This window comes from Prosthecobacter sp. (genome assembly GCF_044236155.1).
Taxonomy (GTDB): domain Bacteria; phylum Verrucomicrobiota; class Verrucomicrobiia; order Verrucomicrobiales; family Verrucomicrobiaceae; genus Prosthecobacter.
In genome coordinates this window covers 238,557-260,818 of record NZ_JBIIHA010000003.1, presented here as the reverse complement: position 1 = coordinate 260,818, position 22,262 = coordinate 238,557, and the positions used below count along the sequence as shown (strand labels likewise).

At 61.1% G+C, this 22,262-nt stretch carries 17 protein-coding genes; 9 read left to right on the top strand and 8 right to left on the bottom strand.

The genetic code is table 11. The annotated features are described in order from the left end of the window. Position 1 precedes the first annotated feature (1 nt). The 3 genes from ACILSE_RS04895 to glgX all read right to left on the bottom strand — a co-directional run bounded on the left by ACILSE_RS04895 (position 2) and on the right by glgX (position 5,798). Positions 2 to 2,152, bottom strand: coding sequence for a glycosyltransferase (locus tag ACILSE_RS04895; protein WP_395716238.1), 2,151 nt, complete (start codon positions 2,150 to 2,152; stop codon positions 2 to 4). Continuing rightward, positions 2,149 to 3,528 (bottom strand): murein biosynthesis integral membrane protein MurJ, encoded by a 1,380-nt coding sequence (gene murJ, locus ACILSE_RS04890; protein ID WP_395716237.1) that lies wholly within the window; start codon positions 3,526 to 3,528, stop codon positions 2,149 to 2,151. Before murJ ends, ACILSE_RS04895 begins: the two co-directional genes overlap by 4 nt. A 128-nt stretch (positions 3,529 to 3,656) precedes the next feature. Continuing rightward, positions 3,657 to 5,798, bottom strand: a complete 2,142-nt coding sequence (gene glgX, locus ACILSE_RS04885; RefSeq protein WP_395716236.1) for a glycogen debranching protein GlgX — start codon at positions 5,796 to 5,798, stop codon at positions 3,657 to 3,659. Positions 5,799 to 5,865: 67 nt separating this feature from the next. Between glgX and ACILSE_RS04880 the strand changes: the two genes are divergently transcribed. Then, positions 5,866 to 7,125 (top strand): GDSL-type esterase/lipase family protein, encoded by a 1,260-nt coding sequence (locus tag ACILSE_RS04880; protein ID WP_395716235.1) that lies wholly within the window; start codon positions 5,866 to 5,868, stop codon positions 7,123 to 7,125. A gap of 42 nt (positions 7,126 to 7,167) precedes the next feature. Further along, complete coding sequence (locus tag ACILSE_RS04875; RefSeq protein WP_395716234.1) at positions 7,168 to 8,529, top strand: redoxin domain-containing protein; 1,362 nt, start codon at positions 7,168 to 7,170, stop codon at positions 8,527 to 8,529. A gap of 1 nt (position 8,530) precedes the next feature. On the opposite strand, the gene ACILSE_RS04870 is transcribed toward ACILSE_RS04875, so the two are convergent. The 4 genes from ACILSE_RS04870 to rnhC form a co-directional block, all read right to left on the bottom strand. Beyond that, the gene (locus tag ACILSE_RS04870) at positions 8,531 to 9,331 is read right to left on the bottom strand and encodes a DUF1080 domain-containing protein (protein ID WP_395716233.1); all 801 of its coding nucleotides are present in this window, start codon (positions 9,329 to 9,331) and stop codon (positions 8,531 to 8,533) included. A 20-nt stretch (positions 9,332 to 9,351) separates the two neighbouring features. Beyond that, on the bottom strand, positions 9,352 to 12,435 hold the full coding sequence (locus tag ACILSE_RS04865; protein ID WP_395716232.1) for a c-type cytochrome: 3,084 nt from the start codon (positions 12,433 to 12,435) through the stop codon (positions 9,352 to 9,354). A gap of 102 nt (positions 12,436 to 12,537) precedes the next feature. Continuing rightward, the gene (locus ACILSE_RS04860; RefSeq protein WP_395716231.1) at positions 12,538 to 12,858 is read right to left on the bottom strand and encodes an HU family DNA-binding protein; all 321 of its coding nucleotides are present in this window, start codon (positions 12,856 to 12,858) and stop codon (positions 12,538 to 12,540) included. Between the two features lie 77 nt (positions 12,859 to 12,935). Beyond that, on the bottom strand, positions 12,936 to 13,883 hold the full coding sequence (gene rnhC / locus ACILSE_RS04855) for a ribonuclease HIII (protein ID WP_395716230.1): 948 nt from the start codon (positions 13,881 to 13,883) through the stop codon (positions 12,936 to 12,938). 88 nt (positions 13,884 to 13,971) lie between these two features. On the opposite strand from rnhC, the gene ACILSE_RS04850 reads away from it, so the two are divergent. The 3 genes from ACILSE_RS04850 (at position 13,972) to ACILSE_RS04840 (ending at position 16,819) form a co-directional block, all read left to right on the top strand. After that, positions 13,972 to 14,994, top strand: coding sequence for an A/G-specific adenine glycosylase (locus ACILSE_RS04850; protein ID WP_395716229.1), 1,023 nt, complete (start codon positions 13,972 to 13,974; stop codon positions 14,992 to 14,994). A 55-nt stretch (positions 14,995 to 15,049) separates the two neighbouring features. Further along, positions 15,050 to 15,997, top strand: coding sequence for a metal ABC transporter substrate-binding protein (locus tag ACILSE_RS04845; RefSeq protein ID WP_395716228.1), 948 nt, complete (start codon positions 15,050 to 15,052; stop codon positions 15,995 to 15,997). Between the two features lie 216 nt (positions 15,998 to 16,213). Further along, a complete protein-coding gene (locus ACILSE_RS04840) occupies positions 16,214 to 16,819 on the top strand; it encodes an HNH endonuclease (protein WP_395716227.1) in 606 nt (201 codons plus the stop codon). Between the two features lie 65 nt (positions 16,820 to 16,884). Here ACILSE_RS04840 and ACILSE_RS04835 read toward each other — a convergent pair whose 3' ends face one another. Then, a complete protein-coding gene (locus tag ACILSE_RS04835; RefSeq protein WP_395716226.1) occupies positions 16,885 to 17,799 on the bottom strand; it encodes a sugar phosphate isomerase/epimerase family protein in 915 nt (304 codons plus the stop codon). A gap of 106 nt (positions 17,800 to 17,905) precedes the next feature. Here ACILSE_RS04835 and ACILSE_RS04830 point away from each other — a divergent pair, with 106 nt between their 5' ends. From ACILSE_RS04830 to ACILSE_RS04815, 4 genes are all read left to right on the top strand, one after another. Further along, on the top strand, positions 17,906 to 19,156 hold the full coding sequence (locus ACILSE_RS04830) for an ArnT family glycosyltransferase (protein WP_395716225.1): 1,251 nt from the start codon (positions 17,906 to 17,908) through the stop codon (positions 19,154 to 19,156). A gap of 109 nt (positions 19,157 to 19,265) precedes the next feature. Beyond that, a complete protein-coding gene (wecB, locus tag ACILSE_RS04825; protein WP_395716224.1) occupies positions 19,266 to 20,441 on the top strand; it encodes a non-hydrolyzing UDP-N-acetylglucosamine 2-epimerase in 1,176 nt (391 codons plus the stop codon). A 22-nt stretch (positions 20,442 to 20,463) separates the two neighbouring features. Beyond that, on the top strand, positions 20,464 to 21,420 hold the full coding sequence (locus tag ACILSE_RS04820) for a polysaccharide deacetylase family protein (protein WP_395716223.1): 957 nt from the start codon (positions 20,464 to 20,466) through the stop codon (positions 21,418 to 21,420). A gap of 14 nt (positions 21,421 to 21,434) precedes the next feature. After that, entirely contained in the window at positions 21,435 to 22,244 is an 810-nt protein-coding gene (locus tag ACILSE_RS04815) for a glycosyltransferase (protein WP_395716222.1), read from the top strand. Positions 22,245 to 22,262: the final 18 nt, after the last annotated feature.

The window sequence follows — 22,262 nt, the reverse complement described above, 5'->3', positions numbered from 1 at the left end:
TTTAGTGAGAGGTAAGAGGTGAGATGTGAGAGGTCAGAAGTGTCGCTTCGGCCCCTTCGGTCTTTTGAGTCCCTTCGGAAGTGATGAGACTCTCGAACTGCCCCAGGACACTCGTCAGCGAAAAATGCCGTTCGATGCGCTCGCGGGCTGCCAAATCCTGCGTGAGGCCGCTATCGAGGATTTCGAGGCAGGCCTTTGCGAGGGCCTGCGGATCACGCGGCGGCACGAGGCGACCGGTTTCTCCCATGACCCAACGGGTATCGCCGATGTCCGTGGCCACCACAGGCACGGCGCAGGCCATCGCCTCGCCGACGACATTGGGGAATCCTTCGCCGAAGGCTGAAGAGGATACTGCGATGTTCAGTGAAGCGGTGAGTTCAGGTAGATCGTGACGCTCACCGAGCACTTCGATGAAGGGCGGCACATCGAGAGACTCCGTTTCAGCTCCGACGATGATGAAACGCGTCTCGGGATGCTTGGCGTGAATGAGTTTGGCGGCTTCGATGAAGGTCGGATAGTCCTTCATCGGGGCGTTGCGGCCAAAGCGGCCGATCAATGGCATGGAGCATGGGGCATGGAGCATGGGCTTCCAATTCGCGAGATCAAAGCCGTTCGCGATGAGCTGCGTCTTCGCTTTGGCATAATCGATGGCCTCATGCTGCTGGGAGCTGAGCTGGGAGTTGTAGGTGATGCGTTTCGGCAGCCAGGAAAGCCAGGCGAGAGCGCGGATGACAAGGGCGGAGCCGCGTTTTTCGAGTTTCAGGTCGTAGAGACTCTGGCGGATGTTCCAGATCATCGGCACCTGCTTGAGGCGCATGAACTTGGCGAGGCTAGCAACGAGGCAGCCATGGTACATCCAGCCCATGAGCACGTCCGGCTTCTCGCGACGCACGAGGCGAAAGAGCTTCCACAAGGCGGACAGCGTGGGTTTGCCCGCAGGCATGTCGAGGCTGTGGACTTCGATGCCGGTCTTGCGCAGCGAGTCGGCGTGTTTACCGCCTGAGGTGAGCGAGATGACGATGTGCCGAGTCCTATGCAGACCGGTGATGATCTGGGACAGCATCATCTCGGCGCCTCCCGAGCCGAGCCCGGTGGTGATCCAGAGCGTTTTCCGCCCGAGCAGCCGGCTGGTGCGCTCGACAAGTTTTTCGACGCTGAACTCATCCACTATGCGCTGGCGCGGATTCTCGGGGGAAAACGCGAGCATGCATTGCGCGAGCGCCTCATGGTCTCCTGCTGGGAAAATTCGCGCTTTGTTGCCGATGATCCACGCGCTGTCGCCCACATCGCTGGCGATGCAGGGCACGCCGCAGGCCATGGCTTCACCGATGACGTTGGAGAATCCCTCTCCGAAGGCGCTGGAGTTCACGAGGCAGTCGAAACGCGCATAGATCGTGGTCATGTCGCTCTGGGGCGGAAGCCATGTGACGCGGTCAGCGAGCCCGAGCGACACTGCGAGGTCGCGCATCTCCTGCTCGTAGGTTTTGTCGCCACTGCCGACGATGATGAACTTCGCATGCGGATCAAGCGCTGCGGCATGCAGGAAGGTGGCGATGTCCTTCATCGGGCTCATGCGGCCGACGAGGCCGAAGGTGAGCGTTTTGGATGGCGCACGCGACCGCGGCTGGAAGTGCTCGGTGTCGATGCCATTGGGAATGACATGCATCTTGTGCCGCGGATAGCCGCGCGCGGCGTAGTAGCCGCGACCGGCCTGGGAATTGCAGATGATGAGATCGGCGAAGCGGGCGAGGAGGCAGTTCAGTTGAAAGCTGAGCTTTCCGAGCAAGCCCCAGAGGTGTGCGTCGGTCTGCGAGTCACGCACACCCCAAACGACGCGAGGAAAACCGCAGAAGGGCTTCACAAACAGCGACATCAGGTTCGATTCGGCCAGGTAGCCGTGCAAAACCTCAGGCTGTGTGGTGCGCACCGCTTTGATGAGGCGGAGAAAGAAGCCGAGCAGGTCCCAGCGGCTTTTTTTGCCAACGCAGATCGTGGGGATGCCCGCGGCTTCGAGTTCGGCACGGAAAGCGCCGTCGTAAAAGTGGATCACGCTGACTTCATGGCCGTCGCCTTGCATGCCTTTGGCCAGCAGCACAAGCTGCCGCTGCGCGCCGCCATGCCCGAGGTCACGAATGATGAAGGTCAGCCTCATGCGGCCTCCTTTCTACGGATGACGGCGAGGCAGACGGCGCAGGTGGCCGCGGCGCAGATGCCATGCACGATGACCGTGGACAGCGCGATGCCCGCCACGCCGAGATGGCGCATCAGCAGCCAGTTCAGCGCGGCATTCAGCACGAGCGCGCTGAAGGAAATCACGAGCATCAGACGCGCCGCCTGCAGGGAAACGGCCACGCGAGCGGCGACGGTGCCCAGGATGTAAAACGGAATCTGAAACGCCGCGAAGCGCAGCACCTCGGCCACGCGTTGCGTGTCGTTCGGGCCGAACGCGCCACGTTCAAACAAGGTGCTGACAAACCAGGGCGCGAAGAGGTACAGGAAAAGCGTCATCGGCAGCGCGGCACTGACGATGAGGCCGGCGCTGGCGAACAGGCGCTTGCGCAGGCCGCTCCAGTCGCGACGGGCGGCGAGCTCGGCAAAGTGCGGGAACAGCACGTCCGCCGCAGGTCCGGCGGTGACGGCGAGAACGATGGCGCACAGCTTGTCCGAGTAGCTGAGCACAGCCACGGAGCCCGCGGAGAGCCAAGCGGCCATGGTCTGATCCACCACGGCAGCACTGCCAAAGGCGACACCGCCGATGAGGAAAGGCAGCGCGTTGCACAGTACGGTGCGCAGTCCTGGCTCCCAATGCCGCAGGCTGCATCGCCACCATGATCTCGAACGCGGCAGCTTGCGTGCAATTGCAATGAGCATCACCGCGACGTTTGCGACCGCTCCCCAGACCGTGCCGGCGACGAGCGTCCACGCGTCCACCTGGTCGCCCGCGATCACAAGGGCGGTCACGATGCCGAGAGGCACGAGCATCGGGGCCGACGCGGCGAGTAGAAAAGATTTTCCGGCGCGCAGCCAGGCGCCGAGATGCTGAGCGAGGCCAAAGCACAGCAGGAACGGCAGCAGAGCGCGCATGAGCTGTGCTGCGAGCGCCTGCTTGCCAGCGCTGAAGCCGTGACCGGTCCACCCGATCACCAGCGGCGCGGCGAGCACCAGCACGATGCCGCAGAGCAGCAGCGCGCCGAAATGCCACACGGAGCATTGCACGCCGAGCCGTTCGGCACGGCGTCTGCCGCGTCGTTCCCTCAGTTCCGCAAAAGCAGGCACAAACGACTCCGGCAGGCCGCCCGCCAGCACAGTGGCGGTGAAGGAGAAAAAGCCGAACACGAGCATGAAGGCATCGAGGTCATCCGCCGTGCCCAGTTTGGCCGCCACGACGGCATCTTTGGCAAAGGCGACGATCTTTCCGACCACGGTGAGCATGGCCACCAGCACGAAGCCCGAAACCACTGCCGATCCTGCCCCTCTGGCGAGCAGGGAGCGCAGCGGCGCTGGCAGGGTGGCACGGATTGCAGGCATTTACATAAACTATAAACACCATAAAACAATTGAGCAAACCCTGCCTTGGCCTTTTTCAAGAGGCGAAACCTTTGGAGATCAATCCCTCCAGACCGCCGCCGGGCTGTCTGGAGACGTGTTTTCGAGGCTCAGCACGCTTTAGGCTCGATAACATCGCAGCGACCGGCGCTCAGTTTCAGGCAGGCGACGCTGCGGTCCCTGACCTGATAGTGCTTTTGCCCGGCATATTGCGGCGGACTCCCATGCGGGAAGGAAGGATGGATGCCGGTGTCAAAGACGAGCGTCCAGCGTGTGTCCGCGTCCCCGGGAAGCAAAAATGGCAGGGAGGAAGTGCCGTTGTTGTAGATCAGCACCAAGGGCGGGCTGTCTTCCATGGCGTCGAGCAGAGCACCGAAGCAGCGGCGTGAGTCGTTATGCCATTCCTCGTGGCAGAGCAGCGTACCGTCGCCTTCGAGCCAGGCGACATCACGCAGGCCGCTGACCGGGTTCGCTTTGCCGTCGAAATAGTCACGGCGGCGGAACTGCGCGTGCTGGCGGCGGAAGGCGGTCATGCGACGCGTGAAATCGAGCATGTCGGTGTCGCAGCGGCTCCAGTCCAGCCAGCTGATCTGATTGTCCTGGCAGTAGGCGTTGTTGTTCCCGCGTTGCGTACGCCCGCGTTCGTCACCGGCGGTGAGGAAAGGCACGCCAAGGGAGCACATCATCGTGGCGATCATGCCGCGGCGCAGACGTGCCCGCGTGGCATTGATCCGAGGATCATCGGTGGGGCCTTCGACGCCGCAGTTCGAGCTGTGGTTCCCATGATCGCCGTCGCGGTTCTGCTCGCCGTTGGCCTCATTGTGCTTGTGCTCGTAGCTCACGAGATCCAGCAGCGTGAAGCCGTCGTGGGAGGTGAGAAAATTGATGCTGGCCAGCGGCGGACGCAGATTCCAGCCGTAGATGTCCTGGCTGCCGCACAGCCGCTTCGCAAACTCCGCCGTGGTGCCTCGGTCGCCGCGCCACCAGCCGCGCACGGTGTCGCGATACTTGCCGTTCAGCTCGCGCCACGGTTCAGGAAATTGGCCGACCTGGTAGCTGTCCTCGCGCGAGATGTCCCATGCCTCGGCGATGAGCTTGACCCGCGAGAGCACCGGATCCTGCGCCACGGCGCTGAGAAACTGCGACTGCGCGTGAAAGCCGTCCTTTTCATTGCGCGCCACTGTTACGGCGAGATCGAAGCGGAAGCCATCGACGCGCATCTCCGTGGCCCAGTAACGCAGGCTGTCGAGAATGAGCCGCAACGCCGGCACGCTGGCCGAATCCACCGCATTGCCGCAGCCGGTCATGTTGAGGTACCCCGCGCCGTCCTCGCCGAAATGATGCCGGTAGTAGTTGTGGTCGTCGAGGCCGCGGAGCATCAACGAAGGGCCCATGTGGTTGCCCTCCGCGGTGTGGTTGTAAACGACATCAAGAATCACCTCGATTCCGGCGGCGTGGAGCGCCTTCACCATTGTTTTGAACTCGCGCACCTGCTCCTGCGGGTCGCTTGCGGCGGCGTAGGCATTGTGCGGGGCGAAGAAACCGATGGTGTTGTAGCCCCAGTAGTTTGTGAGGCCTTTGTCCAGCAGAAACAAGTCATCGAGATGCTGGTGGACGGGCAAAAGCTGCACGCTGGTGACGCCCAGTTCCTTCAGGTAGGAGATGGCCGATGGATGTGCCAGGCCCGCGTAGGTGCCCCTCTGGGCTTGCGGCACATCAGGATGTGTTTTCGTGAAGCCCTTCACATGCAGCTCGCAGATCACCGTGTCGCGCCACGGAACACGGGGCGCCGTGTCGGAGCCCCAGTCGAACGTCTCGTCGATCACCACGCCTTTCAGCGCCTTGGGGCCGTTGTCGATGCAGCCCGGAAGGTGGTGCGGGTCCGGCACGGTGTGCATGTGAATCGCCGCGTCTGGAATGCCGTGGATGGCACGAGCGTAGGGGTCGATCAGCAGTTTCTTCGCGTTGAAGCGCATCGCGTTTCGCGGCAGCCACGCTCCGTGGGCGCGATAGCCGTAAAGCGTGCCCGTTTTCACATCGCGCACGGTCGCATGCCACAGATCACACTCCGCGCGCCGCATGCGCACCCGGGCGGTCTCGCGCGCAGGATCGGCCGGATCGAAAAGACAGAGGTCCACCGCCTGCGCATGCCGCGAATGCACCACAAAGCGGGTGCCCGCAGCCAGCCGTGTAACACCGGGAAGCAGAGGCTGGTCGGGAATATCGAAGGAAACAGGCGCTGCCGTACTCACGCCGGGATTAGTGGTGAGCGCAGGCGTTGGGGCAAATCTTCGTTTCCAGCTTCTGAGCAAAGGCTGCATGAGTTCCATCACGCACAACGTTTGCCACCCCGCCATGATTTATCGTCAGATTTTCATCATTCTCGTTCTGTTCAGCCCGCTCTGGGTTCACGCGCTCGCCCCTGCGGACCCGGCGCGCTTTGAAAAGGCCATCGTCGCCTTCGAGACCGAGGACGCGGCCAAAGCTCCGCCGAAGGATGTGACGCTGTTCGTCGGCGCCTCAAACATCCGCCTGTGGAAGTCGCTACCGGACCGTTTCAAAAAGACGCCGGTGCTCAACCGCGGCTTCGGGGGTTCGCATCTCAGCGACGTGGTGCATTTCGCCGACCGCATCGTCATCAAATACCAGCCAAAGCAGATCTACCTGAACGCCGGCGGCAACGACCTGCACTCTGGACGCACTCCGGAGGACGTTTTGGCCGCGTTTGACGCCTTTGTCGCCAAAGTCAGCAAGGCGCTGCCCAAAACGAAACTCGCCTTCCTCGCGATCCCGCCCTCGCCCGCACGCTGGAGCGAGGTGGAGCAGGTGAGGCGGGCCAACCGGCTCATCGCTGCCTCTGCGGCGAAAAACGGCGTCGATTTCATCGACACTTTTTCCCTGCTTCTCGATGGCGAAGGCAAGCCGCGTCCCGAACTTTATCTCGATGACAAGCTGCACTTCAGCGAGGCCGGTTACGACGTGGTGACCTCGGCGATCCGCTGGCAGAAGGAGATTTTCGCCTTTGCGAAACAAGACGAGGAGAAGGCGCCGCCTGCGAATCCAATCGTGTTCACCGGCAGTTCCAGCATTCGACGCTGGACGACGCTCGCGGAAGATTTCCCCGGTCTTCCCGTGATGAACCGCGGCTTCGGCGGCTCTGAAATCTTCGATTCGTTCAACTACGCGCACCTCACCGTCATCAAATACAAGCCGCGCCGGATTGTATTCTACGCCGGCGGCAACGATATCGCCGGTGGCAAGACACCGCAGCGCGTGTTCGCGGACTTCAAGGCGTTCGTTGCCAAAGTGCATGCCGCGCTGCCGGACTGCCGCATCAGCTACATCTCCAACGCGCCCAATCCGAAGCGCTGGGCCTTGATCGACCAACTGCGCGAAACCAGCCGCCTCATCGAGGAATTCACCAAAACGGACAAGCGCCTGGAATACATCAACGTCCACGACGCCATGCTTGGCTCCGATGGCAAACCGCTGCCGGACATCTTTGTGTCCGACCAGCTCCACATGAATCCCAAGGGTTATGCGATCTGGACGAAGATCATCGCGCCGCTCTTGAAATAGCAGGCTTGACTCCTCCGCCGGAAATTTAGCACCATCAGCGCCATGAAACCGCTTCTGCTCATCGCCTCTCTTGTCGCCTCATCGTTGCCCGCTCAGGAGGCGCCTGCGAATGCCTCGCCCTTCGAGGCCACCAGCACCACCGGGCAGAAGGTGAGCTTCCCTGCTGACTACAAAGGCAAGATCGTCATGCTCGACTTCTGGGCGACGTGGTGCGGGCCATGCATCGCCGAGGTGCCGAATCTGACGAAGGTTTACACCGATTTGAAGCCAAAGGGCTTCGAGGTGCTCGGCATCAGCCTCGACAGCGAGCGCACGAAAGACAAGCTGGCGTCATTCACCCAGGAAAAAGGCATGACGTGGACGCAGATCTGCGACGGCAAGGGCTGGGATGCCGAACTGGGCAAACTCTATGGCGTGCGCGCCATCCCGTCTTGTTTCCTCGTGGACGGCACGACGGGGAAAATCCTCGCCAAAGGCTCTGAACTGCGCGGCGCTTCGTTGCGGCCGACGATTGAGAAGGCGCTCGGCCTTCCGGCCAGCGGCATTCCGCCTGTGGCGGCTGCTCGCCCGGCTCAGCCCTCAGGGAAATCGGCAACTCCGCCGACTCCAGCCGCGCCTCCGGCTCCGCCTGATCCGCTGTTGGAGATCGCCGCGAAGCAGGTGAAGCCTGGCAAGTATCTCGACGATGCGGCTGTGAAGGAGCAGATCAAGAATCCCAAACCGGGCCCTGTTGCACTGGTCACAGAATCTACCCAATCAAGAGCCAGCCGGGACATTGCGCGCATCGCACGTGCTGGTCACCTGCGCATCGGTTGGTATTTCCGCTGCACCCGGTGTGACAAAATGCACCTCAACATGGCCGGTGGCTATGCCGTCGCCCCGGACGTCGTTGCCACTGCCCAGCACGTCATCGTCCCGCCTTCCACGCTCAAGGAGGGCTGGCTCGTCGTCGCCGATACAGAAAATCAGATGTACTCCACCTCGGCGATTCTTGGAGTCGATGAGAAGGCGGATGCCGCTCTGGTGCGTGTTGTTGCCGGTGGTTTGAAGCCGCTGCCGCTGCGCGCGGATGTCGAATTGGGCGAGCCCGCCTACTGCTTCAGTGATCCGTTGAGACATCGCGGATACTTCAGTGCCGGCATTGTGAACCGGCTTTACTCGACTGATGAAAAGCCGGATCCGGCCAGCCAGCGCCTGAACGTCAGCACCGACTGGGCACAGGGAAGCAGCGGATCGGCAGTGCTGGACGAATATGGCAACGTCATCGGGCATGTGGCCCGCATCCAAACCTTTAACAGCAATCCGGCTCCTTCCACTGGCACCACGTTGGTGATGCACGAGGCCATTCCGGCCAAGACCGTGCTCAATCTCGTGAAGCGAGTGAACGAGGCGGCGGTGAAGTGATTCACTTCGCCGGTTCGCTCTTCTTCGCGTTTTCGTCGCGCTGGTGCAACGGGCGCACCCAGATGTTCCGGTAGCGCGTCGGATTGTGGTGGTCCTGCAGTGTGAAGCCGAACTTCTGCACCTTCGTGTCCATCTCCAGCGCGTGCTGGACGATGATGCCGTTGTGCAGCACGGTGAGACGCGCGGGTAACACCATCTTGCCCTTGTCATCGAGCTTCGCGCATTCGCAGATGATGTCGTAGCTCTGCCACTCACCCGGTTTGCGGCTGGCGTTCACCAACGGCGGGTAGCGGTTATAGATCGCCGCGGCCTGGCCGTCGGGATACGTGTCGTTTTCATACGAATCGAGCACCTGCACCTCGCCCCAGCCGTGGATGAGCACGCCGCTGTTGCCGCGGCCTTGCCCTTTGCCTTCCACCTTGGCGGGAGTGGCCCATTCGAGGTGGATCTGGCAGGATCCAAACTCCTCCCGCGTGTCGATGCTGCCAGATTTGCCGACGATCTCCGCGTAGCCGTTCTCCACCTTCCATTTCGGCACGTCGGAGGTGTCCGGGTCGTCCTTGCGCGGCTGCCGCTTGAACCGCGAAAGGTCCTTGCCATCAAAAAGCACAATCGCATCCGAGGGCGGCGCGTTATCCGTCGCTGGCGTGATCACCGTGGGGCGCGGCCGCTGCATGTCACCCTGCCGGTAGATGCCGCCGGGCGTGAAGGGCTTTTCTTTTTTTGGTTCAGCGTTCTTTGCGGGCTCTGCGGCAGGCAGAGCGACGGTGCACACAAGGATGATTGGAAGAATGCGAAGCATGACTGGATTTAACGAGCGGATCATTTCGTGAACACCTTGTCGCCCTTGTTGCCGCCGCTGACGAGATAGGCGAGCAGATCGAGGAGTTCGTCTTGATTCAATGAGTTGATCAAGCTCGGCGGCATCATGCTGACTTTGCGCGTTCCCTTCTTGGCGATGTCGCTCTCGTTGATGGCCATGTGGTCATTCGGGGCGAAGGGGTTGGTCATGAGAAAGACTTTTTCGTTCTCTTCGACGATGATGCGACCCACCAGCACGCTGCCGTCTTTCTTGGTGATCTCGTGGCTGTCGTATTGATCGGAGATGACCTTGCTGGGGTCGATGATGTTCTCCAGGAGGTCGCGGAGGGTGTAGCGGTTGCCGGAGCCGGTGAGGTCGGGGCCGATGCTGCCGCCTTCGCCGTTGAAGCGGTGGCAGGTGGCGCACATGATGCTGCGATACATGGCCTCGCCATTGGCGAAATTGCGTCCGCCGGCTTTCAAGCCCGTGGTAGCAAGGGCGGTGGCTTCATCGAGCGTGTAGTTTTTGCCAGGACCTTTGGGGGCGACGTAGTTGGGCATCGCGGTCATGGTTTCGACTTTGTTGCTGAGGGTGTCGAGTTCGGCGAGTTCGTTCTGCGGGACGAAGGTCTCCATCGCGTCTTTGCGGATGTTTTCGATGAAGCCTTTGAAGCTGTTGCCGCCCTTCCAGGTGCGGGCGCGTGGGAACCACGAGAAGAAGGTCCTGCGCAACTCGGGCGTCCAGCCGGCGGTGGCATTGCGCAGCGCAAACATGTAGGCAATCTGCTGCGCGTTGGGTCGCGACCCGGCGGCGGCGCGGGCGGCGTTGGCGTAGCCGTCATTGCGGCTCAACACGGCGTCGCTTGCGACTTCCTGGAAGTCATCCTTGGCGGTGGCCATGGCGGCGAGGGTTTTGCCGACGATCTGCTTGCTGTCGATGGCAACGAGGATCTGGCACAACTCGCGATTGATGTAGGGATCTTCGCTGGGGAAGAGCGGATCAAACTGTTCGGCGATCTTCGCGCAGACCTCGGCATCGGGTTTGCCAAGGCGGATCAAAATGAGCTGCAAGGCACGCAGGGCGGCGAGTTCGTGACCGGGAGGGGTTTTGATGGTGCTGAGAGCCCTCAACATGCGATTTTCGAGTTCGACGTTTTCCGGCGAGACATGCGGAATGGGACCGCTGGATGTGGCTTTGGGCTTTTCAGCGGCTTTTCCGCCTTCGTGAGCACTTGAGGCACCGCTGACGCGGGCGAGCGCGATGAGGGCCTCGATGGCGGCGACGGGTTGTTTTTCGGTGAGGGCTTTTTCGCGCCAGGAATCGACGGGAAGCTTCTCGATGGCGACGCGGGCGGCGTAGCGCACATGACGATCGCTGTGGCTGAGGTAGCCCCAGAGCTTGCCGAGGTCGCCCGCGGTGCTGTGGGAGGCCTCGATGGCGTGGCGCATGCGTGTTTCTTCATCGAGGGGCAGGGGAGTAGCCTTCGCGGTGGATTCCTCGCCAACATAAGTGACGCGATAGACGCCGGATTGCGATTTGCGGCCGCCGACGGCGAAGTACATCGCACCGTCCTGCGGATGGATGACGACATCGGTGAGCGGCAGCGGTTTGCCGAAGACGAATTCTTCCTTCTCGGCCTTGTAGCTCGCGCCTTTGCTTTCGAGGTGGATGGCCCACATGGTGCCGTAGGTCCAGTCGTTGATGAAGATGGCGTGCTGATACTTCGCGGGGAATTTCGCTCCGGTGCCGGCGACGACGCCGGTGGGGCTGCCGGGTCCGATGTCGAGCGTTGTGGGCAGGGAGTCAGGGTAATAATTGGGCCATTTGCCGCTGCCGCTGCGCCAGCCGTAGTCGGCACCGCTGACACAGTGATTCACACGCGTGGGGCGATACCACGGGCTGCCGATGTCCCACTCCATGTCGGCGTCATAGGTGAAGAGCTCGCCCTGGTCGTTGAAGCAGATGTCGAACTCGTTGCGGAAGCCGTAGCAGAAGAGTTCGAGGCCGGAGCCATCGGGGTTCATGCTGCAAACATAGCCGCCGGGGGCGAGGATGCCGCGTGCGTGGCCGTTCGCATCCCACAGGCGCGGGAGGACATGGTCTTCGTTCCAAATTTTCGCCGGACGGCTCTCGGTGAGGCCATCGGGGAGCTTGGTGTGGTTGCCGCAGTTGAAGTAGATGCGTTTGCCATCGGGGCTGACGACCATGCTATGCAGGCCGTGCTCACCGCCGCCGGCCATGGTGTGGAGTTTGGTGATCTTGTCGAATTGGTCGTCGTTGTTGGTGTCCTGGAGGCGGTAGAGGCCGTTGTCCTTGCCGTTTTCGTTCACCATGACGTAGAGGCTGTCGAAGGCGGCGAGCAGGCCGTGCGCCTTGCCCATTTCGATGGCGAGCTTTTCGGGCTTGAGGTTCTCGGTCTTGCCGATGGCAGGAACGCTCATGCGGTAGATGCTGCCGTATTGGTCACAGGCGATGAGACGGCCTTTCGGATCGACGGTGAGGGCGACCCAGGAGCCTTCCTGGTCCTTGGGGACGTTGTAGAGCTTCTCCACCTTGAAGCCCTTCGGCACGGTGATGTCCGCCGCGGCGATGGACTCGGCGGGACCGGCGTTTCCACCGCCGATTTTGCCGTCGAAAGGCTTGCCCCAGGGGCCTTGGCCGTATTCTTGGATGACGAGCGCTTTCTTGAAGTCCTGCGTGCCTGTTTTGGCTGCCTCCCAAGTGCCATTCGACTCGATGACGATGTCCTGGCGACCGGAAGGCAGTTTCAGCGTGATACGGGCCACGAGGGCAGCGACACCGCCTTTGTTGGTGGCGTTGACGATGAGCTCGTTGCTCTCGCCACGATTGATGTGCTGGCTGAGGTCGGCCTTGGAGGGTTCCATCCAGTCGGCATTGGTGAGGACTTTTTTGCCGTTGAGGGTGGCGGTGGCTCCGTTGTCGCAGGTGAGCTCGAGCGTGGCGAGCTGCGCATTCTGCGGCACGTCAAACTTATGCCGGAAGGTGACCTTGTTGTCTTTGTTGCCGTCTTTGGAGAGCCAGATCCACTGGGGGGCGGCGTGGAGAGAGGAAACAGCGAGGAGGGAGAGCAGAAGCGTGCGCATGGAGGGGCGCATAATACGCCCGCTCGGTGCTTTCTTAGCAGGGAAATCCTTGGTTCGCCAAGATTGTCACGGTCTTGGACTTTTTAAGTTCTATTCTTAAGTTTAAGGGTGGCTGCCGTTCATTTGAGGCACTGAAAGGGACGCCACTTTGGACTTCAATTCCTTGCTGGGCTTGAATCGAACGACGCACCGGTCGGGAATCATGACCTCAGAATTTGGCTGTTTTGGATTACGGCCAATTTTGCCCCGTGCCACCCGCAGGTCGAATGTCCCGAAGGTGCGCAGAGTGATCTCGTTGCCTTCCGCTAAGTGCTTGGAAACCAGTTCCATGAAGGCCTCGATCATCTTTAAGCAATCGGCATGTTTTGCACCCGTGATGTCGCTAAGCTCGGTGACGAGTTCTTTTTTGGTGATCGTGGACATGACACTGTGTCTAGTTAGATGTGTAATGGATGGCAACTAAATTCTATATCGAAAACACGGGTTAACCTACGATGCCATCAGGAGGTTTTATTCGCCTGATCCGAAACTGTCAGCAAGGGCAGCTCTTGGGAGGTGCGAAAGTGAGTCTTCGTCAGCAGCGGCAGGAGGCCCGGTCCATGGTGCTTTACCAGCGTGGCGGCTGTTTGTTTCACGATTTCTGATACTCCTTTGGGAATTTCGATCCCCAAACGTTGCCCGTGCGCTTTCAGCCAACTGACAAACCCATCCCGAGCCAAGATGGAGGCCGCGGCCACGGCGGGATCGCTCTCCGCCTTGGTGCGCTGGACGAGTTCGATGAGCTTCCCGCGTTTTTGCATGGCGGCTCTTAGAACGGCGGGATTTGCAAACTGGTCGGAAACCGCTCGCGGGCAGCCAGGCTCCCGGTCGAGCAGGTTTTCGATGACCTTGGCATGTCCCCAGGCGAGCAGGCGGTTGAGGTTGCCCATCTTGGCATAGAGCATATTGTAGCGCTCTGGATGGATGGAAACCACTTCCCAGGCGAGGCCGGGCAGCCTGCGGATTTCGGCGGCGAGTTTGGCAATCCTGTCGTCGCTGCCGATGCGTTTGCTGTCCATGGCTCCGATTTCAAGCAACTGACGGGCCACGTCACCATCGACATAAACGCCCGCGATCACCAGCGGGCCGAAAAAGTCACCCTTGCCGCTTTCATCGACACCAATGTGCGGCTGGAACATCTCCGGGTGATGCACCTCCTCGTAGCCGAGCTTTGCCTCGCCCAAAATTTCCGGTTCGAGGAGGTTGGTCACGAAGTCCACGGTTTCCTTGCCCTGCACGACCACCTTCGGCCCTTTCTCATACACCAGCACGTTCACCTTGGGTTTGGCGGCCGCGTACAGGCAATAGGGCTTGGTCATGAACTCAAATCCGCGTGCCGCCAGCAGCGTCTTTAAACTTTCCGCCTGCGAGGGCGTAAGCGGGTGTGTGTAGCTGGTGATGGCAGCCATGATGCAGACTGAAACGTTCCTTTCGGCAAAACCATCGTGCATTTTCCAAATGCATGCCCGAAAGATGCGGCCGATGCCTGTCACAACCATGCCTCCCGAACCCGCCGCCACGGCGCGACAGCTTGTGACGTGGTTTCGCAAGCACGGGCGCGACTACCCCTGGAGGCGCACCCATGATCCGTATGCGATTCTTGTTTCGGAGATCATGCTCCAGCAGACGCAGATCGCAACTGTGCTAGGCCGTGGTTATTATGCACGCTGGCTGGAGCGATTCCCGGACTTCGAAAGGCTCGCCTCCGCGTCCGAGGAGCAGGTATTGAAGGCGTGGGAGGGCCTTGGTTATTACCGCCGCGCGCGGAATCTTCACCGCCTCGCGAAAGAGGTGATCGAAAAGCACGGCGGTGTGTTTCCGCGCGATCATGCCACCATTCTCTCATTGCCCGGCATCGGCCCCTACACGGCTGGCGCGGTGGCCAGTTTAGCCTTTGGCCTCGCGCAGCCGGTTGTCGATGGCAATGTCGCCCGCGTCCTTTCACGCCTCTATAATGATGCCACGCCGGTCGATTCCACAGCAGGCGTCAAGCTTTTGTGGCAGCATGCCGGGGAACTGGTGGGGACCACCGATGATCCGCGTGTGCTGAACTCCGCGCTCATGGAACTTGGCCAGACGCACTGCACGCCGGCGAAACCCGCTTGCGATCTGTGTCCCGTGCGCGCGCAATGCCGCGCGAAGGAGCCGGAATCACTGCCGGTGAAGCAGGCGCGGCAGGAGATCACCGCCGTGACCGAGCGTGTCGTGTTCCTCCGCACCGATGAGGGCGTTTTGCTGGAGCAGGAAACCGGTGGACGCCGCACCGGCCTGTGGAAGCTGCCCGCGCTGCCCGCAGTTCATGAAAACAAACCACCGCCCGTGCTGATGCGCACGAACTACGGCATCACCCGCTACAAGGTGACGCTCTGGGTGCATGAGGCGCCCCGCCAGCATCCGGTATGGCCGGACACGCATCGCGTCATCACCTTCGCCGAGATCGGCTCCACGCCCATGCCCGCGCCCTACCGCCGGGCGCTGGACGACCTCTTGAAGCGTGCTGAGTTCAAGCTCGACTCCTGAGCTTTGACTTTGCCATTTACATCAGCGCCTTTTCAGTCTGCAATCAGCCATCCCCATGAAATCACTCCCAGCATTTTTCTGCCTCGCGATTCTCCTCTCTGCCTGCAAGCCCGCCAGCAACGAGCCTGGCGCGACTGAAACCGCGCCGGCCGCGGCCGGCACCGCCGCTCCGGCGAAATCCGGCAGGCCGCAGGTGCTCGTGGCCAACTATCCGCTGCAATACTTCGCCCAGCGCATCGCAGGTGATGCCGTTGAGGTGCTACTCCTTGCGCCGAAGGACGAGGATCCCGCCTTCTGGCAGCCGGACGAGGCGGCCATCGCCGCGTTTCAACAGGCCGACCTCATCCTCATGAACGGCGCCACCTATTCCAAATGGGCTGACAAGGTCACACTGCCGGAGTCCAAGGTGGTCGATACATCCGCTGGCTTCGCCAATAACTTCATCAAAGTGACCGACCTCGTCACCCATAGCCACGGCCCTGGTGGCGAGCACAGCCACAGCGGCACCGCCTTCACGACCTGGATCGACTTCAAGCAGGCCTCGATGCAGGCGAGGGCGGCGGCAGATGCGCTCGTCGGCCTCGTGCCCACCGCTAAAGAAACAATCGAAAAAAACACCGAGGCACTCAAGGATGAACTGGAAGCACTCGATGAGCGCATGAGCGCCCTCAGCCGCCGCTGGGCGGAAACGCCTCTCGTCGCCTCCCATCCGGTCTACCACTACCTGGCACGCCGTTACGGCATGAATCTGAAATCCGTGCTCTGGGAGCCGGAAAATGTGCCAGATGACAAGGCCATGGCCGACCTCAACGGCATTCTTGCCGGCCACCGCGCACGTTGGATGATCTGGGAAGGCGAACCCGCCAGCGAAAGCGTGGAGAAGATGGAGTCCGTCGGACTGAAAAGTGTCGTCTTCGACCCCTGCGGCAACGTGCCGGAGAACGGCGACTTCATGACCATGATGAAGGCGAACGTGGAGGCGCTGGAAAAGGCCTTTCCCTGAAGAACGGTGTCCGCAGTTTGTGTGAGGGGGGCGACTTTAATCACAAGCTGTGCTTGTGCCGAAAAGGAGACCAATTGAAAGAAGACCTGTGGCATGCGGGTCCCGTTTGCGGAAACAATCTTGGCACTTGGCAAACGGCAAACTCTCGCCAGCATGGTCGTCCAACACCGAAGAACGAACTGTTCTTCTGCCGAAATTCCAATTCAGGAGCTGCGCATGAACGAAGTGTTGACGAAATCAACGGTACTAGTGCTGAACCGGCACTGGCAGGCGATCGACTCGAAAACGCCCATTGAGGCCTTTGGCATGATGGCCGCAGGAAACGCCACCGCGCTCGACATCCATGGCGAAGGGGACATGCGTCCCGTTACCTGGGAGGAATGGCTGACGCTGCCAGTACGCGAAGGAGACAACAGCATCGGCACCGTGCATCGTCCGGTGCGCGTGCCTTCGGTGCTGGTGCTGGCGCGTTTTGACAAGGTGCCGAAACGCCGCCCGAAATTCTGCGCGAAGGCGATCTGGGAGCGCGATGGCGGCGTGTGCCAGTACACGGGCCGCAAGCTCAAGCCCAGCGAGGGCAACATTGATCATGTGGTGCCAATCTCACGCGGTGGAACGAGCACCTGGGAGAACTGCGTGCTCGCCGACCGCAAGATCAACAGCCGCAAGGGCAACAAACTTCCGGAGGAGGCGGGATTGAAGCTCCTGCGCCGTCCCTTTGTGCCGCGTGAACTGCCGGTGACGCACCTGATCAAGAATCACCACAAGGTGCGGGACTGGGAGGTGTTTCTCTCCGGTGGAACGGGAGTGTTTGAGGTGTGATCAAGGAGAGGGGCCATCCTGGCCCCTTTTTCATGAAGGGATCAGGATGATCCCTCTCCTATGAATCAACCCAGCTTCGCGCCGAGGCGTTTGAGCATCGCCTCCAGCATGCGGCCGTATTTCACATAGCTGTCGTACTGCTCCTTCGCCTTCTGCTCGGGGCTGAGATTGTCGGCCGCTCCAGCGCCGTGGAAGACGACGGCGACGTGCGGCTCGATGCTGATGTAGCCCGAGTAGCCGGTATCGACGAGGTCCTTCATGATGCGCTCGGTCTGGCCTTCGCCCTCGCCGGGAAAGGTGTAAACGGCGTCGTTCTTCGTCTTGTCCCAGATGCCGTCTTTGACGTGGACATGGGCCATGAAGGGCTTGATGGCCTGGTACATTTCCCAGGAGTCCTGCTTGTGACCCGGACGGTCGCGGTCGTCGATGAACACAGGGTTGCCGGTGTCAAAGACCCACTTCATGCCCGGGACAGCCTCGGCCATGCGGCGCACATAAGAAGGGCTCATCCCGCCCCAGTTCATGCAGTTCTCATGGACGACGGTGAGGCCGGCGTCGGCGAAGCGCTTGTTGATCTCGATCATGCGCTTGATGCGCTCGGGGGCGAACTGCTCGGCATCGTCCTTGCCGTCGGTTTTGCAAACTGCGTAGCTCATGACGCGGATGAGCTTGGCGCCGAGGCGCTGCATGCGCGGGATGGCGCGGGAGATTTCAGCCTCCGTGATGCTGAAGTCGTCGGTGATTTTCTTGGCCCAGTTGCCGATGAGGGAGCCGAAGCCGCTGACCTTCATGCCACGCTCCTGGAGACGTGACGCGACCTTGTCGAACACCACGTCGGGGATCTCGTGTAGATTGCCCTTCACGCCGTCGAATTCGACGATGCGGGACTCGATGCTGTCCCAGCCGAGTTCCTGGTGGGCCTGGATTTGCACATCCAAGGATGCGCCTGCTTCGTCTGCGATGCCGGTGAGTTTGATCATGGTCGGGGAAAGGGAGGAGAGTTGGAGCGGAGGATTAGTGTAGGGATGGAATGGTGTTGCAAGGTTCGGCTTTGACAAAACGCACCACATCGGCGGACGGTACCGGATGTCAGAAGCAAATTCATCCACCCAGCGGCTCGAACTCGGGCTGCTTCCCGGCACGCTGATGCTTTACATGGCCGTGACGTTGGTGGTGAACAGGCCTGACCTCATCTGGGACGAGGGACGCTACCTGTGGTTTGCGGAAAGTCTGACGCAGGGCATTTACGTCACGCCGGAGAAGCCGGACATCATCAACGGGCCGGGCTATCCGCTGGTGCTTGCCGGTTTGCTGCTGTTGAAGACGCCGCTGCTTGGCCTGCGCATGTTCAATGCGGTCTTCATGGCGCTGGCTGCTTGGTTCAGTTTTCGCGCTGCGAAGCCGTATGCGGGCAAATCATGGGCGCTCGGCGTGGCGTTGGTCACGGCGCTGCATCCCAGCCTTGTGCGCACCGCGCCGTATCTCATGACCGAGGCGCTGGCCATCTGCTGCATCGCGGGCTTTGCGTGGGCCTTTACGGCGGCGCTGCGGGCGGAGAGATGGAACTGGCTCGTGATCTTGGCCGCCGCGTCCTCGTTCGTCTGGCTGACGATGACACGCGTGTTCTTTGGCAACGTGATCATGGCCTCCATCGTGTTCATCGGGCTGCTGCTGCCGTTTTGGAAAGCTGCGAGATCATCACTGCTTCGCGCGCTGGCGGTGATGGGGCTGGCGTTGGCAATGTGCGTCCCGTGGCTGGCCTACACGAAATCAAAAACCGGTGACACTCTCTGCTGGTCCACGAACGGCGGTGAGCTGCTCTACTGGGCCACCAGCACCCATGAAGGAGAGAACGGCCACTGGTTCTCGGAGGAAGACGCGCAGAACAAGCCCGAGCTCGTCGCCAATGGTCATCGCGACTTCTACAAGGCGAACTATTACCTGCCGGTGAAGGAACGTGAGGCAGCACTGAAGAAGAAGGCGATGGAAAATATCCGCGCCAACCCCAAGGGCGTGCTCAAGAACTGGGTCTGCAACTGGGGCCGTCTCATTTTCGGCTTTCCACGGTCCTATCAGGCCGAGGAGCTGGTCATGCTGGTGCTCGTGGTCGTGAACGGGCCGCTGATGCTCGCTGTTCTGGCCGCGTTGTGGATGGGATGGAAGCATCGATCCTCGATTCCCGCCGAAGTGCTGCTGCTGAGCCTGATGACCTTCATCTATCTCGGCGGAACAAGCCTTCTGCCGGGACTGCCGCGCTACACAATCGTCGTGTGGCCGTGGATCGGGCTGGGGATCGCGGCTGCTTTGGGGAAGCGGTTGCAACAAAGCATCCGTTGAAAACAGTCAGCCTCTCAAACCTGAGAGACTGTGCAGTATTTAACCGCATTTGAGATAATTTCCATAAAATAGGCTTGCCTGTGATAAATACGTGTTTATCATAGTAATTATGGAATTAACCTCTGATTTCGCTAGCAAGCCCTCCAAAGTGCTCGTCTGTCTCGGCACACGGCCGGAACTGATCAAATTCGCGCCGATGATCAAGGCTTCGGAGAATCGGGGGATTGAGTTGGCCACGGTGAACACCGGCCAGCATACGGATCTGCTTCAGCCCTTGTTTGAACTCTTCAGCATCCGCCCGCAGCACAACCTGGAGGCCATGGTCGCAGGGCAGAGCCTGAACGCGCTCGGCAGTCGCTTGCTGGACCGGCTGGACCCCGTCTTGGAGGCGGAAAAGCCCGATCTTGTGCTCGTGCAAGGAGACACGTCCTCGGCCGTGATGGGCTCCATCGCCGCCTTCAACCGCCGCATCCCGGTGGGGCACCTGGAGGCAGGTCTGCGCTCCGGCAATCCGCTCAGTCCCTTCCCGGAGGAAATGAACCGGCGCCTCGTCGGCCAGATCGCCGCGTATCACTTTGCCGCCACGGAGCGCAACCGCCGCACGCTGCTGGAAGAAGGTGTCGCGTCAAATTCCATCCACTTGGTCGGCAACACGGTCGTCGATGCGCTGCGCCAGACTCTGCAGAACACACGTCCGGGCAAGACGGTCGAGCTCATGCAGCAGTGGGCGGCTGGAAAGCGGCTGGTGATCGTCACCACGCACCGCCGGGAGAATTTCGGCGAGACGATGAGCCTGCATCTCCGTGCTTTGCGTGAGTTCATCGAGAGCGAGCAGGATTTGTGCATGGTTTTCCCCGTTCACCCGAACCCGAATGTGCGTGCCGCCGTCGTTGCCGAGCTGGAGCATCATCCGCGCATCCGCCTGACCGATCCGATGGACTACTGCGACTTTGTGCATCTGCTTTCGCACGCGTGGCTGATCGTCTCCGACTCCGGCGGCATCCAGGAAGAAGCCACAGCGCTCGGCAAGCCGATGATCGTGCTACGCGAGAACACCGAGCGCCCCGAAGCCGTCGAATGCGGCGTGGCACGCCTCGTTGGCGAATCCCCCGAACGCCTTCACGAAATGCTGCGCACCGCTTTGATCGACGAAGTCTGGCACGCCAGCGCCAGCCGCTCACGCGATGTCTTTGGCGACGGCACCACCGCCGACCGCATTTGCGATGTTCTGTTCGGCGCGCAGTCGAAAACCGCCGCGTCTCATGCCCTGCCGCTCGCGGCGTAAACTTCTGCCTTCGAATCGCGCCATGAAGCCCGCCGCCAGCATCTCGCTCGACCTCGATAATTTGTGGAGCTACCTGAAAACCCAGGGCGCCCCAGGCTGGGAGTCGTTTCCGGGCTATCTGGACCTCGTCGTGCCGCGCATCCTCGACGTGCTGGAGCGCTGCGATCAGCGCATCACCTTCTTCATTGTCGGCAAGGACGCCACGATCGAGTCCAACCGTGGCGCGCTGCAAAAAATCGCCGCCGCAGGCCACGAGATCGCGAATCACTCGTTCATGCATGAGCCCTGGCTGCATCTTTACAGCCGCGAGCGGCTTCATGAGGAGATCGGCGGCGCGGAGAATGCCATCGCCGCTGTCACAGGCAAAACGACACGCGGCTTCCGCGGTCCGGGCTTCAGCACCTCGCCGCTCGTGCGCGACGTGCTGGCCGAGCGGGGCTACGACTACGACGCGTCCATCTTCCCCAGCGTGCTCGGGCCGGTGGCGCGCATGTTTTTTCTGCTGAACTCAAAGCTCAGCGCCGAGGAGAAAGAGCAGCGCAAAGGCCTCTACGGCAAGTTCACCGACGCGTTCGGCTCACTGCGGCCCTTCACATGGGAAAACGGCCTCATCGAGATGCCGGTGACGACAATGCCGCTCCTCCGCCTGCCTGTTCACACGACCTACCTGATGTTCCTCGCTCAGAAGTCGGATTTTCTCGCCCGACTTTACTGGAACACCGCCATCACGCTCTGCCGTGCGCGCGGAATCGCGCCGTCGCTGCTGCTGCACCCGACGGATTTCCTCGATGAGCAGGACGTGCCTGAGATGGGCTTCTTCCCCGGCATGAAGCTGCCTGCGGCGAAAAAATCCGCTCTCGTCGAGCACACTATCCGCAGCCTCCAGCGCCACTGGCAACCCGGCACGATGAGCGATCACGCCGCCGCCTTCCGCAGCTCCGCCATGCCTTCCCCGAACCTCTCCATGCAACCCGCCTGAAATCCACACACGCCATGAAAACGCCGACAACCGTCAACGAAATCGCCATCGTCCTGCCCGCCTACAACGAGGAGAAGGATCTCCCCGTGCTGCTCGAAAACATCCGCGAAAAAATGGCGGACATGCCCTTCTCTTACAGCGTGGTCGTCGTCGATGACGGCTCAAAGGACCGCACCGCCGAGATCGCCCGCGACTTTGCCAAAAAAATGCCGCTGAAGCTCATCCAGCACGAGGTGAACAAAGGCCTCGGCGAAGGCATCCAGACCGGATTGCGCGCCGGCTGGCACCTCGGCGATGTCGTTGTCGTCATGGACTCCGACAACACGCACAACCCCGTTTACATCCGGGAAATGGTGAAGGTCATCCAGGACGGTGATGCCGACGTGGTCATCGCCTCCCGCTTCCAGGCCGGCAGCATTGTGCAGGGCGTGCCCTTCTTCCGCCAGGTGCTGAGCTGGGGCTGTTTCGTCATGATGAAGACCCTGCTGCCCTACAACAACGTGCGCGACTACTCCACCGGCTTCCGCGCCTACCGCAGCCTCACGCTCGGCCGCCTGATCAAAAACGCCGGCCCGCGTTTCCTCGAAGAATCCAGCTTCGCGTGCATGCTGGAGCTTTTGTTAAGCCTGCGCTGGGTCGGCGCACGCGCCGTCGAGATTCCCTACACGCTTCGCTACGACCTCAAGGTCGGCGTCAGCAAGATGCGCATCATGCGCACTATCCGCCGCTACTTCAACGTCATCGGCCGCTACTGGGCCAAGGACGTGCTGCCCCAGTCCGAGGAGCCTTCGCTCTCCGAGTTGCGCGCCCAGCTCCGCGCGTGATCGGCGCGTCATTCATCA